Here is a 15509-nt window from a genome sequence, read left to right as displayed (position 1 = left end):
TAATGTTTGTTGTTTATATTGCTGTGTTGATTAATTAAATAAACGTGTTTTTTATAAAATGGGTTTGTTCAAACATTAAAAATTGTTTATATTCTTATTGATTATTAGTATCAATCGATTGGTTTTTCTTTGCTTATATTTTTACTTATATTTTTACTTGGTTTTTTTGATTTTAATTTTGTAACTAACAGTTTAATTTGATGGGCTCGTAAGTTGAATGTGCTCCTGTTATGGTTCTGAGTAGGAGATTTGGCTCTAATTATCATTATGATTTTATTTTTATCATTTTATTATAGGTTATAAATTTTTTATAATATTTTATTGAGAAAATGGGAAGTTAATGTTGTTGATAAGAATTATAATAATATCTTTTTCTTTTATTCCTCTTGAGACATTTTCTTCGGTAGAGAATTCACAATGGTGGGACTATTCTATTGATTCTCTAGGTGTTGGATCTGGTTATAGTTATGCTTTTAACTCTCAAAATGTGGGTTCAGGAAGCCTTAATAATATTAATGAAATAAGTGTTCAAGGTTGGATTGCTAATGTTAATCTTATTTTAAAAAAACAAGATAACTCAATACTTAAACCTTATATGGATTATACTTTTTTATATCATAATGATCGTCAATTTAATGTATTAGGCTTAGGTATTCAGTTTGATTTTCCAGTCGAAAATACTCCCTTCTCATTCTATTTCTCAGGAGGGGGAGGCTATGGTACGTCTTATTGGACTGAGACTCCAATGTCAGGTTACCTCATTAACTCGGCACAATCATCCAGTCTGGTTGCGACGTTTAAAACAGGAATGGCTTACCAGCTTACCCCACGTTTATCTTTAGGGTTAGGGTTACGTTACGATCTTTATGATTTGGATGCTAAGGTGGTCGACAGTAATTTTGGCAGTGAAGATAACATTACGGTCATAAAAGATCATGGTTCAGTCAGTGCGTTATTTGAAATCAAATATTTCTTTTCTGATCGTTCTAGGAAATCGATTGCTTCATCATCTTTTTATACTCATAGCGAAACAAAATCGCGTATTGTCATCTCCAAAAAATACCTTGTTTATTTTGATACTCGGTATTCAACCTTTAGTCAAAATCGAGATAAGTTGCTTTTAAAACTAAAAAGTTTCATAGCATCGCATCAAAATTATCAAATACTCATTCAAGGGCATGCGGATGCTCAAGGCCCTAAAGCATATAATCAAATGCTTTCGCAGCAGCGTGCGCTGTCAGTCAAGAATTTCTTCGTTGCTCATGAGATCCCTATTAATCGAATTGATATATCAGCCCAAGGCGAAACCACTCCTATTGCGGACAATCGCACGATTTTGGGACGGCAGAAAAACCGTCGAGTATCTGTAACTTTTATTTCAAATTAAGGTGTTCGTTCTGATGACTTTAGTAAAACATTACTGTGTATTGATGATAGTTGCTCTCTTTTCAATGTCGCTAGTGGGTTGTGGTGAGAGTGAATATGCAACTTTTGAAAGTCCGTCTGTCGTGGGTTTACAAGTGGAGCCGACAAATGCAGTGATCCCTGCAGGTACCACTCAGGCTTACACGGCAACGGCTATTTATAATGATAATACAACCGTAGATGTGACTGCTCAGACGAGTTGGAGTGTAAGCAACCCTAATGATGCTTCTATTTCTACTTCTGGAATTGCAACAGGTATTAACAGTGATGATGAAATTGAAAAGATATCCGCTGTATTTCAGGATCAAATGGCCAATGTTGAGTTAATGGTGAGCCCTGCTGTGCCAACGGAGCTAGTGATAACACCGACCTCTTTGAATTTACCACAAGGCAGTACGACCCAATTAGTGGCGACGGTGACTTACAGTGATGGGACGACTTTTGATGCGACTCAAAGTGATACTATTCAATGGGATGTAGGTAATAATAATTTGTTGGCAGTTGATCAAAAAGGAGGGGTGACAGCAAATGTCACAATGAATGGTTCAACGTCAGTGTCGGCTATTTTCCAGAGCAATGGAGTGGTGGTCAGTGGTCAAAGCCAATTGACGGTCACAGATGCCATTCCGACTGAATTAGTGATCACGCCTGTCACAAGCAGTATTCCTCAGGGAACTGAGCAAAGCATGGTAGCGATGGTGACTTACAGTGATGGCACGCAAATTAATGTGAGTCAAAGTCAAGGTATGTCATGGCAAAGTAGTAATGCTGATATCGCTGCTGTGGATAGCAAGGGCCTTGTCATGGCGAGTAATGACAATAATGGTGATGTGAACATTAAAGGTGTGTTTAGCAGTGGCGGCGTATCCTTTCTGGCAAGTGCGCAGCTTAGTGTGATTGATGCCATCCCTGTCTCACTTGTTGTGACGCCGACATCAACGAGCTTGGCTCAAGGGATGACGCAGAAGTTCATTGCGCTGGCGACTTATAGCAATGGTCGAGTGGTGGATGTCACTCAAAATAGTCAGACCTCTTGGGTGAGCAGTAATGTGGATTTGGCGACTGTGAATTCGTTGACAGGCATTGCAACGGCAAACAGTTATCAAGGAGTGGGCGATGTGACGGTGACTGCGACGTTTGTTTTTAATAATAATAGTCAACCTGTCATTGTGAGTAATACCGCAGTATTATCAATTACTCAAGCTATACCAGTAGAACTGGTTATATTATCAGCAAATAATAATATTGCTCAAGGGCAATCGACTCAGCTTAGTGCCAAAATTACCTATAGCGACAATACGAGTAAAACGCTAAGTGAAAGCCCAAATCTTTCTTGGAGCAGCGATTCGAGCTCAATTGCCAGTGTGAATAATGTGGGTCTAGTGGTAGCAAATAGCCAGCAAATAACGGGTAATGTGACAATCACTGCTAATTATACTGATGTGAGTCAGCAGATCAGTGGCAATAAATTATTAACGGTAAGTGAAGCGATACCCGTAGAATTGGTTGTCAGTGCACTCAAAAGTCAGGTGGCTCAAGGACAGAGCACTCAGTTAACGGCGATGGTGACTTACAGTGATAATACGACAGCCAATGTGAGTGATGCCAGTCAAGGTGGCATTTCTTGGGTAAGCAGTGACAATACGCTGGCTACAGTCAGTGATACAGGCTTGCTCATGGCGAATAAACAAAAAAATACTGGTGATGTGACTGTCACTGCGACTTTTATGGATGTATCGACGAAAGTGGTGGGTTCAGTGTTGGTATCCATTACCGATGCTGTACCTATTGAACTTGTGATAGACAGTGATAATACTCAAATCGCTCAGGGACAATCGAGCCAATTGAATGCGATTGTCACATACAGTGATAATACCACTGCAACAGTGACTGATGGTACGTCAAATGCCATTTCTTGGCAGAGCAGTTCAGATGAACTCATGATCGTGGATCAAAAAGGGATCGTCACGGCAAACAGTAATGGTAAAGAGGGACAAGGGGTTGTGAGTGCTGTTTTTACCGATGCAGGGGAGCAAGTTGAAGGCAAATTGTCGATGACTGTATCTCAAGCTGTGCCAGTAAAATTAGTGATGAGCAGTGAAAAATCGACTCTTGCTCAGGGACAGACTCTTCAATTAACCGCCACAGTGATTTATAGCGATAATACTACTGAAGATGTCAGTGATGGTGGTAGCCTAGGGACTTCTTGGGTGAGTGACAACAATGAATTAGCACTTGTTACAAATGATGGATTATTAACGGCCAATAGTCAGCAACAAACTGGGGATGTCAATATTACTGCGACATTTGTGGATCTTGGGGTTACTGTTGCGAGTAGTATGACGGTTTCGATTACTCAAGCGATCCCTGTCAATATGGTACTTAGCGCGCTTAAGAAGAGTATCGCTCAAGGACAAAGCACCCAGATAACGGCCAAAGTGACTTACAGTGATGCAAGTGTTGTTAATGTCACTAATGGTGAGCTTTATGATACATCTTGGGTGAGTGGGGACGCCTCTATTGCGACAATCGATAATCAAGGTTTACTCACGGCAAACAGTAACGAGATTAATGGTGATGTTTCGGTCAGTGCGGTTTATCAAGATGGTGTTAATCGTGTTCAAGGGGAAATGATGCTAGCAGTGACGAAAGCAATTCCAATTGAATTAGTCCTTTCATCTGATAAAAGCAGTATTGCTCAAGGACAAAGTATGCCGCTAAAAGCGGTGGTTATTTATAGTGATAATACCACTGCGGATGTCAGTCAAGATAACGGTATTTCTTGGGTGAGTGACAATACAGTGTTGGCAAAAGTGAATGAAGACGGAATACTCACCGCCAATAGCACTCAACAAACGGGTGATGTTACCGTACTGGCAACGTATATTGATACAGGGATCAGTGTCAATGCCAGTATGAAAATTGCAGTGACGGAAGCTATCCCTAAGGCGTTAGTCATAACGCCAACTTCTGTTAATCTTGCTCAAGGCACTTATCAGCAGTTTAAAGCGATAGTGACTTACAGTGATAATACCAGTAATGATGTGACAACCCTTGTCTCTTGGATAAATAATACTGAGAGTCTGGTTGCTATTACTGGTACGGGGTTAGTGACAGCCAATAGTCAACAACAGCTAGGCGATGCTGAAATTAAAGCGACTTATACTGATATCAATGTATCAGTCGACGCGACGGCCGTTATCACAGTGACAGCAGCGACGCCTCAACGTTTAGTGATATCACCGATTGTCGTGAGTCTTGCCCAAGGTCGAACACAACAATACACAGCAACAGTTATTTACAGTGATGATACTACTGCCGATTTTACACAAAATAAGGCCTTGTCATGGTCAACTCAACCCAGTGAATTAGCGAGCATTAATGAGCAAGGAGTCGTCACGGCAAACAGTCAACAAAAAGTGGGTGAGGTGACGGTTTCTGCACAGTTTTTTGACAATGGTGTGTCGGTCACTAATAGTACAAGTTTAGATGTTACACCTGCTGTCCCAGTGAGCTTGGCACTTTCCCCTGATATAGCTTCAATTCCTATGGGTTATACCAAACAATTCTATGCTGTGATGACCTACAGTGATAGCAGTGTTTTGGATGTGAGTGATGGAAGGGTTTATGATATTTCATGGTCGAGCAGTAATAATTATCTTGCCTCAGTGAATAATCAAGGATTGGCTTCAACGCTATTTTCAGAAGGCACTGGCGATGTGAATATTACGGCTAAATTGATTGATAATAATATGCCGTTTGAGGCCACTGGAGTGTTAACAGTGGCAGATCCTATTCCAACTGAACTTGAAGTCACGCCCTCTGTAGCAAGCATTGCGCAAGGAACAACACAGCAATTTCAAGCATGGATGACATACAGTGATGGTGTGACACGGGACGTGACCACGAATATTGATTGGAGTAGTGATAATACGGCCATTGCGACAGTCGGGACTACAGGTTTTGAAGGACTCGTCACTGCAAATAAGAGTGTTAACGGCACGGCTAATATTGTTGCAACGGATACTAATAGTGATTTTAGTGCCAGCGCTTCACTTTCGGTGACTTCTGCTGTGCCAGAATCATTAAGCGTAACGCCGGTTAATGGCAGTAGTTATCAAGGACAAACAAAGCAATACACTGCAACGGTGACTTACAGTAATAACACCACTTATAATGCGAGCAGTGATAGTAAAATTTCATGGGTTAGCAGTAATCCTGCAATTGCAACGATTGATAAAAATGGAATAACAACAGCTTATTTAACGAAAGGCAGTATTGATATTACTGCTACCTATGTTGACAGTGTCAGCTTGAGTGATACAACGGGGTTAACCATTAAATCAAAAACATCATACCCTTTAAATTGTTATGCAGAATTGAATGACAGCAAAACATTAATTACTGGGTGGGCCAATACGAGTGGAGATGGGCCGACATTGAGCCGTAAAAAGAATAAGTATGCGTTCTGTTTACGCCCAGATTTAGCGGGGTTAGATGTGACCTTAAAAGCCCATTCGGGATGTGGCTGTCAGGTGTCTGTGCAAAAGCAGTCTGGTTGGAAGACAGTTAATGGCGAACAATTCAAAGTCACTAAAATTATAGCTAATTCATGTCCTGGTTCTTGTCCTTTATACAATGGCTATTAAGAGGGGGCTTTTATTGAAATTTAATCTTGATTTTATAATGTTTTTGACTGTTTTATATAAGGATAAGAACAGCGTTTTTGTGTCTTTTTATTGCGTTATCGCTTATTGATTTATCACCCCATGGATGGGGAAGAGAGAAGATGTCTGGCACCTAAATTAATCAAATTTGATGGCAAAACAACCAAACGCATTTATAGTGGCATTTTTTTGTTTACAGCAAGTCAGCGCAGAGGTATTATCCCTCCCGCTTGGAGAGATGGCAGAGTGGTCGAATGCACCGGTCTTGAAAACCGGCATGGGTTTGTAGCCCATCTAGGGTTCAAATCCCTATCTCTCCGCCATTTTAAAAATAAAAAAACCTATCTTTTTAGATAGGTTTTTTTGCATTTGGCTCTAACGAGCGACTAATTTATTTCAGTAACCCCAGGATAGTGGCTATCGATAGGCTTATCTGTGGGAACAGTTTGAGTGACGACGGCACTGTTTGATAATGTATAAGCAAATAATTTATCATTATGGCCACTGCCATCTGAGACGATTCCGACAATATCGCCGTTTGAATCTTCTGTTAAAAAACCGACGACACTGGTCACCCCAAAATCAGCGACTTGTAACGTACTGTCATTAGTCGAGTCGAAGCGCATTAACTTGCCACCTTGAGTGCCGTAGTAAAAATACCCATCGGAAGCTGACAGTAACGCAGTAGAAGGTAAGTCTGTTAAGCCCGTAATGGCATCACTAATGGTGGGGGCTGTACAGCTATTACTCAAGCGTTGGATGGTACCTTGCCCCGACATTGCATTGTCGCGAGTGGCAAAAAAGCCTTCTCCACCGGCGCTTTTAAAGGCAATCGCTCTAACGGGATCATTTGCACCTGCGGTGGTAAAATCATATGAGTATTGTTGATGGGTTAGTGTGTCATAGCAATAAAGCCGCGTATCATTAAAGAACCAAAGATGATCATTATCCATAATTACTTCATATTCGGGTACCACATCGACAGTCGAATCGAGATCTTTTAGTGATTGAGAGGCAAGCGTTGCGCCATCGAGTGAAAATAGTTGGTAATGTTTATAGGATAAATTAATCCCTAATCCGTAGAGTGTTCCCTGAGCGGATTCAGCGAGATTAATCCCTGGGCGGACTCGATCAGGCGTTGAAATTGAGTTCAACGTACCCAATGCAGAATCATAACGGAGTATTGAACCGGAGAATCGGCTGGTTCGCGCTGAAATAACGGAAAAAAGATAATCGCCAGTGGATGTTTTTACTGCGCGACCAAATGGAAAGCCCCCCGATTCAAAACCTAATGAAGCCATGCTTACCGATGAATTCCCCCTATCGTAGGTCAATACGGCACCGTGCCCATAACCACCGCCATCATAGCTCAATACCGACACATAGCGGTCGTTGATATTATCGGTAGGATCATTGATTATCGCTGGGTCACCAATAAAGTAGCTTCCTCGATCGCCCCCGCCGGTAATAACGGGGCGATCACTGTAATTGGGTTGCGTTACCTCACTGAGAAAAGGGGCTTTTATGGTGAATGATGAGGGTAACGAGCCTGCGGGGATATCGGCAAAGAGGCTGGCATTTTCGTCAGTAACAGTAATATACATTCTCGCACCGACCTCTGAGGCCACTAAGCCGTTAATAGCAATGTCAGTCCAATTAGAAAACCCACGTTCTAAGCTCGGTCTTGCTGCCCCTATATTGGTTTTATATAAAGCAGCGGCATTAATACTGTTACCTGTACAAATAATGAACACATCAGGGGCAAGCCAAAAAAATGCCCCAATAGGGTTAGAGCAATCACGGAGGTTATAACCGCTCCCTCCGCTGCGCGTCACGCCTTCGACTATTGGAGGATCAATGGATGTTACGTTGACAAAACTGTCATTATCAACAGCAATATGGCGTCCTCGGCTCCAAGCTCTATCGACAAAACTTGATATTTGCCAAGGCTGTGTCAAGTCGTTAGCATTTGACGCCGTAAATTCGAGAACGGGACGCGAGGGTTGTAAACGAGAGAACCCGAAAACCAGTAACAGCTTGTTGGTGCCATTCCACATTAAGTTACTGATCCCAGATGATGCCGAACCGACAAAACTGCCAATACTCGCCCCTATTTCACCTATCACGGAAACATCTCTATAGTTTGCATCTGTAGCGTCGGTATTAATATGAAGTAATAAGCCTGCATTGTTGATTCCGCCGTACCTTGAGTAAGCATAAAGAGACTTGCCATCGGGATGAAATAGCAATTTAGATTCAGCAAAGCGAATGCGATGTCCGTTGATGTCAAAAGGTGGAATACTGGTGAATAACTTAAGCGTTTGTGTTTTAGGATCTAAAGTAAAAATGGATCCACTACCATGGACGCCAGTCTCTGATTGTAAACTATACAACTCCATTGTATTGGGGTGCGCAACGAGACTTTGGCTGATTCTTTTTTCAAAGAACCCTGGCACGCCGTGAAAGCTGATAATTTCAGTGCTCTGCGATAAATCACTTTCTCGTAATGAAATTAACGCCCCTGTGCGGCTCTCTCCGCCTGTAGCACTCAGCATCATTATGTTATGGCCGTTTGGCAAGGGGATGGCTGAGCCTTTTGCAGGATCATTAACCGTGATTAACTTTGAGGTAGGTGATGACGTTAACTGTCCATCATTAACCCGTAATGTTATTAAGTAGTCACCTGCTAGATCAGGAGTGAAGTGTGGTATCGCCAAGGTGATATCATCTAATCTTGCACTACTCCCCGCGGGTTGACTGAGTAGTGCCCAGTGATAACTCAGTGTATCGCCATTGGGATCGGAACTGTGGCTACCATCGAGTGAAACGGTGGTTAATGTCACGCCCATCGATGTGGCACTAATATGCGCATTTGGTTGTAAGTTCTTTTTTGTATCATGAATGATAATCGTATCTGGAAAACTGGTACTTTTTGCATCACTTACGACTAACTGAATAATAAAATCACCATCGACATCGGGGGTGATTTTCGGGTTTCTAGTCGTATCATTGACTAATTGAGCGGTGCTGCCAGCAGGGCGGCTGACCATTGACCACGCATAATGAAGCGGATCCCCATCGGCATCAAATGAGCCTGAACCATCCAATACAATATTGGCGCCTAAATTGACCTGTAGATCGGTCCCGGCATCGGCGACTGGTATGGTATTGCTCGCCGCATCACGGATGATTAACACGTCAGATTTTTTTTGCCCAGCAGAGTCTTCTACGGTTAACTGCACCACATAATCACCGGCACTATCGGGTATTAATGATGCAATGGCGTTATTACTGTTAATGATGGCAGCCGTACTACCGATGGGACTGGATAATAATACCCAGCGGAAGGTTAAGGGTTGAGACTCTGGATCACTCGACAGGGTACCGTCGAGCGTGGCCATATAACTCGTGGCCACATTTTGATCGGGGCCAGCCTCAGCGATAGGAGGGAGATTGCTATCAGAGATGACGACTGTAGCAGGTAGACTGTTGTGGCTGCCATCAGAAACGATCAGTTGGAACACATAGTGGCCCGAGACATCAGGGGTGAAGCTGGGTGAAACGACTGTAGTACTAGAGAGTAGTGCAGTACTGCCTTTTGGGACAGCAATTTGGGACCAGTAATAGCTCAACGGAGCAGCTTCTGGATCGCTCGATTTTGAACCATCAAGGTTGAATAGTTGACCCGTGACAATGGTTTGATTGGTACCTGCATGGGCTGTTGGTGCTAAGTTATTTGTCGAAATGGTGACAGTATCAGCGATACTGAAATAGTGTCCATCATATACGATTAATTGCACTACATAATCGCCCGCAGAATCTGGGGTAAAGGTGGGCTGTAGAGTATGAATATCAGATAATATCGATGCCGAGTTTTTAGGCTTAGAAACAAAAGACCAACGTACCTCTAAGGGATCACCGTCTGCATCGCTTGAGCCGCTACCATCAAGGTGCACTAGTTGGCCAATTTGACTGTTTAAATCTCGTCCAGCGTTGGCGAGAGGTGGCTGGTTATCACTGTGTAAGGTGACAGAAGTCACGGGACTGCTGGTTTTCCCATCATTAACAACTAGTGAGATAACGTAGTCACCTGAAACGTCTGGTGTAATAGAGGCAATGACTGAGGTACTATTTAGCAGTGTCGCAGTGCTGTTTGTGGGGGCTGAAACGATCCGCCACTGAAATGTTAAGCTATCGCCATCCATATCAAAGGAGCTACTACCATTAAGATTAACAGCTCGTCCGATGACAAAAGTCGTACTTGTACCCGCGTTCGCGACTGGGGTGATATTTTGATCTGTTACGATCACGGTATCGGGCAAACTGGTATTGCTACCATCAGAAACGATCAGTTCAAATTCATAGGATCCTGAAGTGTCCGGTGTAAACATCGCATAAGGGGAAGTTGGCCGGACTAAGGTTGCTGAACTACCTGAAGGACTGGAAACCATAGTCCATTGGTAGTTTAATTGATCGCCATCGCTGTCAAAACTCAAGCTTCCATCTAGAATGATGGTATTGGAACCACTTGCTTTACGATCTGGGCCAGCATGAGCAACAGGTATCGAATCAGAATCGCTGATTAATACCGTCACAGGTATGCTATCTGTTGTTCCATTATTAACCATTAACTGTATTTCGTAGTCGCCAACGGCATCCAAATAAAGACTGGGATAGGTGCTTGTGCTATCGCTGAGCTGACTGGAACTATCTGTGGGTTGAGAGATAATTTGCCAATCTAAGGTTATGGAAGCACCATTAGGATCATAAGATCCGCTACCATCTAATACTGCGGTATCACCGCGTTGCAACATCATGCTATGTCCCGCGTCAGCAATAGGTATCGATAGAGACAGAGGATACTCTCTGTCAGAGTCACCACTGCAAGCGGCCAGTAATATTACGAATATCAATATGAGTGGGCGGCGTATAGTCGTTTCCCCTAATGATGGAGCATTTTATTAGAATATTTTGTTGTGTTCTTTATATTTGTTTCCTTTATGTTAAGAAACATAGTTGACATTAGAATGAGTTTCAAGGTCAGTTACTGAGTATTGTGGTTAGAATCGATTTATTCATTATTTTTATCGACTTGAAAATAAGTGACTTGAAATCGCGTGATCATAATAGACTCCGCTTTATTCTTTTTTATGTTTATATTGTTTGGGTCGTCTTTATATGTTTGTTATTTTTTAGGAGTGAAAAATAAAGTGTGTTTTCTGCTTCTTTGATACGAAAATGAACGTGTAGCTGAGATATTACCTAGGGTGCGCTCTTTTACTTGTTCATTTTTTGAGGAGGGGTTAGAGAAGACCTTGTATGAATTTTCTGCTAAGTGAATCGTTTACACTTTTATTGTATTTCATATGCTTAGCAATTGGTAAATTCTCCTTTCTAATTCATAATAGATGGGATAAATTACTTATAACTTATTTTTCGAGGCGATTGCCTCTACGCGTTTATGTCGGAAGGAAGAGATAATTTGATTTCTGTATATTTAGTCGATGATCATGAACTGGTTAGAACGGGTATCAGACGTATTTTGGAAGATGAACGTGGTATTAGGGTCGTTGGTGAAGCTTGTGATGGCGAAACGGCAGTGCAATGGAGTCGTCAAAATGAAGCCGATGTGATTTTGATGGACATGAATATGCCTGGGATCGGTGGTTTAGAAGCGACACGTAAAATATTGCGTTACCAAGCGCATGCTAAAATTATTGTGTTAACCATCCATACTGAAGAACCCTTTCCAACAAAAGTGATGCAGGCTGGTGCATCAGGTTATTTAACCAAAGGTGCAACGCCACCTGAAGTATTACAAGCCATTAGGCAGGTTGCGCACGGGCAGCGTTATCTCTCCCCTGAGATTGCTCAGCAAATGGCATTGAGCCAATTTAATCCAACTGAAGATAATCCGTTTCAATCATTATCTGAACGGGAATTACAGATCATGATTATGATCACTAATGGTGAAAAGGTGAGTGATATTTCTGAGCAATTGAATTTGAGTCCTAAAACAGTCAACAGTTATCGCTACCGTTTATTTGCTAAATTAGGTATTGGTGGTGATGTTGAACTCACACGTTTAGCGATCCGTTATAAAATGCTTGATACAGGTCAATTTTAGTCAGGTTGTACGTGTAAAAAGCGCTTATTCATAAGCGCTTTTTATTTTAGCCAAAAGTGAAAAGGTGACGATTCGTGTTGTTTTGTCATGTAGAGGGGGATTATACCCGTGATACTTGAAGATACAGGATTCAGCTGGAATTAAAAGCCTTTTAGGCAAGGTCATTAATTGCTCCTGCATAAATGACATTTCCATCATCCTTGATGGTCAGCTTGAACAGCGTGCTTAGTCATTCTAAGCTGATGTTCAATAACGCAGTATAAAAGGCTTTTAAACCAGCCCTTTGGGAGTCTGTAAAATCACCTACTTCTGCATTGTATCATCTTAAAAGGCAATAAGCATTCTTGCAATAATACGCCTTGAATTAGGCACTTTTACAGGCTCTGAAAACATGCATCTTCAAGTATCACGGGTATATTATGGATGAATTTAATCCAACAGATTTTTTAAAAACGGTGAGTTCCGCGCCCGGTGTTTATCGTATGTATGGCGAAAACCAGACCGTCATTTATGTTGGTAAAGCGAAAGATTTAAAAAAACGTTTGTCCTCTTATTTTCGTAAAAATATTCCCAATGTTAAAACTCAAGCCTTGGTGGCACATATTAAACATATTGATGTGACAGTGACACACAGTGAAACTGATGCATTGATTTTAGAAAATGATTATATTAAGCAATACATGCCGAAATATAATGTATTGTTAAGAGATGATAAATCATATCCTTATATTCTATTGAGTCAGCATAAGCACCCCAGATTGGCTTATCATAGAGGTGTTAAACGAGATAAAGGGCAATATTTTGGCCCTTATCCCAATGGGGGAGCGGTGAGAGAAAGCCTGCATTTAATGCAAACCCTTTTTCCTATTAGGCAGTGTGATGATCTGTATTATAAGTCCCGTTCGCGCCCTTGTTTGCAATACCAAATTGGCCGTTGTAGTGCACCTTGTGTTGATAAAATCAGTGAAAGTGATTATCAAGAACAAGTGACGTTAGCCAGTTTGTTTTTGAAAGGGAAAGATAAGCAAGTCATGACGGCTTTAGTGGATAAAATGAACTTGGCTGCAGCTGAGCTGGAATATGAAATGGCTGCACGTTTACGAGATCAAATTACTGCATTAAGGCGAGTCACAGAACAACAGGAAGTGTCTAATGCATCAGGAGATATGGATGTTATTGGGGCATATTATGCTTCAGGTGTGGCGTGTTTTCACTTGCTATTCATTCGTGATGGCAAAATTTTTGGGAGTCGGAGTTATTACCCCAGTGTGCCTGCCAAAACCGATTTATCAGAAGTATTGCATGGGTTTATATTGCAGTTTTACCTTAATACTGAAAGTCAACGCAGCGTACCAAAAGAGATTATATTAAACCCTGACTTTAAAGAAACGGTGTTATTTGAACAAGCGATTCATACTGCACTCGATAAAAAAGTGAACATTAAAACGAATGTAAGGGGCGAGCGATCGCGTTTTTTAAAATTATCTAATACGAATGCGATTCACGCAGTAAATACGCGTTTGTCGCATAAAAATACCATTGAGCAACGCTTTACGTTATTGGAAGAGGCATTAGAAACCACGCAAATCATTCATCGTATGGAATGTTTTGATATTAGCCATACGATGGGAGAAAGCACCGTTGCTTCTTGTGTGGTGTTTAATCGTGAGGGGCCATTAAAAGCAGATTATCGACGATACAATATAACCGATATTACCCCTGGTGATGATTATGCCGCAATGAAGCAGGCGATCAGTCGCCGATTTGATAAGATAAAGCCAGGTGGAAAAGTTCCCACCATTTTATTCATTGATGGGGGTATTGGTCAGCTTCGTATTGCGCAGCAAGTTGTCGATGAAAAGTGTACACATCTCGATAATCCACCTATGCTCATAGGAGTAGCGAAAGGAGAAGGGCGAAAACCGGGCCTTGAAACATTAATTTATGGTACTACGGAGACGTCTTTTAATCTGGCGCATGATTCAGGTGCTTTACACCTGATTCAACATATTAGAGATGAGTCACATCGTTTTGCAATCACAGGGCATCGTAATAAACGTCAAAAAACCCGTAATACATCTACATTGGAATCGATTGTAGGTGTCGGCCCTAAACGGCGTAAAGTGTTACTGCAATATTTAGGTGGGCTGCAAGGGGTGAAAGGCGCGAGCGTGCTAGAATTAGCCAAAGTACCTGGGATAAGTATCGATATGGCTCAACTTATTCATGATTCTTTAAAGGAGTGAAGTGAATGACATGTGTTATGATGACGCTAAGCTTTAAAAGTAAGATTGAAGTCGATAGCGTTTCACTCAGTGGTGAAACATGGTTAGAAATGAGGCAAAGCGTTAATATTCCCCGAGTATGCATTGCGGGTGCCTTGAAATTAAGGCAAGATTGACGCTGCTTTTTAGATAATAGGTTTTATCAATGCCCTTTAATGTACCCATCGCGTTAACCCTGTTCAGGTTATTACTTTTGCCTGTTTTTGTTGTGCTTTTTTATATTCCTGAGACGTGGGCATCATTTGCTGCGGCTTTTGTCTTTTGGTTAGCCGCTTTAACGGATGCACTTGATGGTTACGCGGCTAGGAAATTAAAACAATCGACACGCTTTGGTGCCTTTTTAGATCCTGTTGCAGATAAAATTATGGTGATCACAGCTTTGGTATTACTCGTAGGGCAATACAATAGCATTTGGTTGACGATACCCGCATTGTTTATGATTGGACGTGAAATTGTGATCTCTGCATTGCGAGAATGGATGGCAGAAATTGGCAAAAGGGGTAAAGTGGCGGTTTCTTGGATTGGTAAATATAAAACAGCTGCTCAAATGATAGCCATCATAGGACTCATTTGGCAACCTAATGATTTTATTATTTATACAGCATACACCTTGTTTTATATTGCCAGCATACTGACTTTTTGGTCAATGATTAATTACATTTGTGCTGCGTGGAGTGATTTAACCGCTGAATAGCGTTTGTGTGATGCGATTAAACGAAAAAAGCTCACTTAACGTGGGCTTTTTTCATTCAAGTTGAAGGGAAAAGGGCCTGTTCGTTGATTTTGTGCGCAGTCAGTTGGTTATCCCTGAATTGGCGATTGACTCTCTGTCATAAATCGGTAGAATGCCATCCCGTACTCAAGACGAAGTGAACAAAACAAGTTATGTTCATCACATCTTATGAGTCATAACCACATAAGGTTAAAGGCGACATTAGCTCAGTTGATAAGGTTGAAAGTTGATACCTTCAATTGTGTTAGAGTAGCAAAATAAGCGACATTAGC

The 15509-nt window shown here is 41.6% G+C and carries 7 protein-coding genes and 1 tRNA gene; 7 read left to right on the top strand and 1 reads right to left on the bottom strand.

What is annotated here, in order from left to right:
• The first annotated feature begins 340 nt into the window (after nt 1–340).
• From Q0779_RS18830 to Q0779_RS18820, 3 genes are all read left to right on the top strand, one after another.
• The gene (locus tag Q0779_RS18830; RefSeq protein ID WP_298775016.1) at nt 341–1387 is read left to right on the top strand and encodes an OmpA family protein; all 1047 of its coding nucleotides are present in this window, start codon (nt 341–343) and stop codon (nt 1385–1387) included.
• A 13-nt stretch (nt 1388–1400) separates the two neighbouring features.
• Complete coding sequence (locus Q0779_RS18825; RefSeq protein WP_298775013.1) at nt 1401–6074, top strand: Ig-like domain-containing protein; 4674 nt, start codon at nt 1401–1403, stop codon at nt 6072–6074.
• Nucleotides 6075–6324: 250 nt separating this feature from the next.
• Nucleotides 6325–6415 (top strand) — tRNA-Ser (locus tag Q0779_RS18820).
• Between the two features lie 63 nt (nt 6416–6478).
• On the opposite strand, the gene Q0779_RS18815 is transcribed toward Q0779_RS18820, so the two are convergent.
• Nucleotides 6479–10909: a PKD domain-containing protein gene (locus Q0779_RS18815; protein ID WP_298775011.1), complete on the bottom strand. Its 4431-nt coding sequence runs from the start codon at nt 10907–10909 to the stop codon at nt 6479–6481.
• A 665-nt stretch (nt 10910–11574) separates the two neighbouring features.
• Here Q0779_RS18815 and uvrY point away from each other — a divergent pair.
• The 4 genes from uvrY (at nt 11575) to pgsA (ending at nt 15198) form a co-directional block, all read left to right on the top strand.
• Nucleotides 11575–12219, top strand: coding sequence for a UvrY/SirA/GacA family response regulator transcription factor (gene uvrY, locus Q0779_RS18810; RefSeq protein WP_298775010.1), 645 nt, complete (start codon nt 11575–11577; stop codon nt 12217–12219).
• Between the two features lie 419 nt (nt 12220–12638).
• On the top strand, nt 12639–14465 hold the full coding sequence (gene uvrC / locus Q0779_RS18805; RefSeq protein ID WP_298775008.1) for an excinuclease ABC subunit UvrC: 1827 nt from the start codon (nt 12639–12641) through the stop codon (nt 14463–14465).
• 5 nt (nt 14466–14470) lie between these two features.
• Nucleotides 14471–14620, top strand: a complete 150-nt coding sequence (locus Q0779_RS18800) for a hypothetical protein (RefSeq protein ID WP_298775006.1) — start codon at nt 14471–14473, stop codon at nt 14618–14620.
• Between the two features lie 29 nt (nt 14621–14649).
• The gene (pgsA, locus tag Q0779_RS18795; RefSeq protein WP_298775003.1) at nt 14650–15198 is read left to right on the top strand and encodes a CDP-diacylglycerol--glycerol-3-phosphate 3-phosphatidyltransferase; all 549 of its coding nucleotides are present in this window, start codon (nt 14650–14652) and stop codon (nt 15196–15198) included.
• Nucleotides 15199–15509 lie beyond the last annotated feature (311 nt).

The sequence above is a fragment of the uncultured Shewanella sp. genome (genome assembly GCF_947491715.1).
In the GTDB taxonomy this organism is placed as follows: Bacteria; Pseudomonadota; Gammaproteobacteria; order Enterobacterales; family Shewanellaceae; genus Shewanella.
Note: the sequence above shows the minus strand (reverse complement) of the source record. Positions and strands in the feature narration are given on the sequence as shown.

Coding starts and splice junctions, on each gene's coding strand:
- Q0779_RS18815 (WP_298775011.1), bottom strand. CDS start 10,909: ATGATGTTGCAACGCGGTGATACCGCAGTATTAGATGGTAGCGGATCT.
- pgsA (WP_298775003.1), top strand. CDS start 14,650: ATGCCCTTTAATGTACCCATCGCGTTAACCCTGTTCAGGTTATTACTT.
- Q0779_RS18825 (WP_298775013.1), top strand. CDS start 1,401: ATGACTTTAGTAAAACATTACTGTGTATTGATGATAGTTGCTCTCTTT.
- Q0779_RS18800 (WP_298775006.1), top strand. CDS start 14,471: ATGACATGTGTTATGATGACGCTAAGCTTTAAAAGTAAGATTGAAGTC.
- uvrC (WP_298775008.1), top strand. CDS start 12,639: ATGGATGAATTTAATCCAACAGATTTTTTAAAAACGGTGAGTTCCGCG.
- Q0779_RS18830 (WP_298775016.1), top strand. CDS start 341: ATGTTGTTGATAAGAATTATAATAATATCTTTTTCTTTTATTCCTCTT.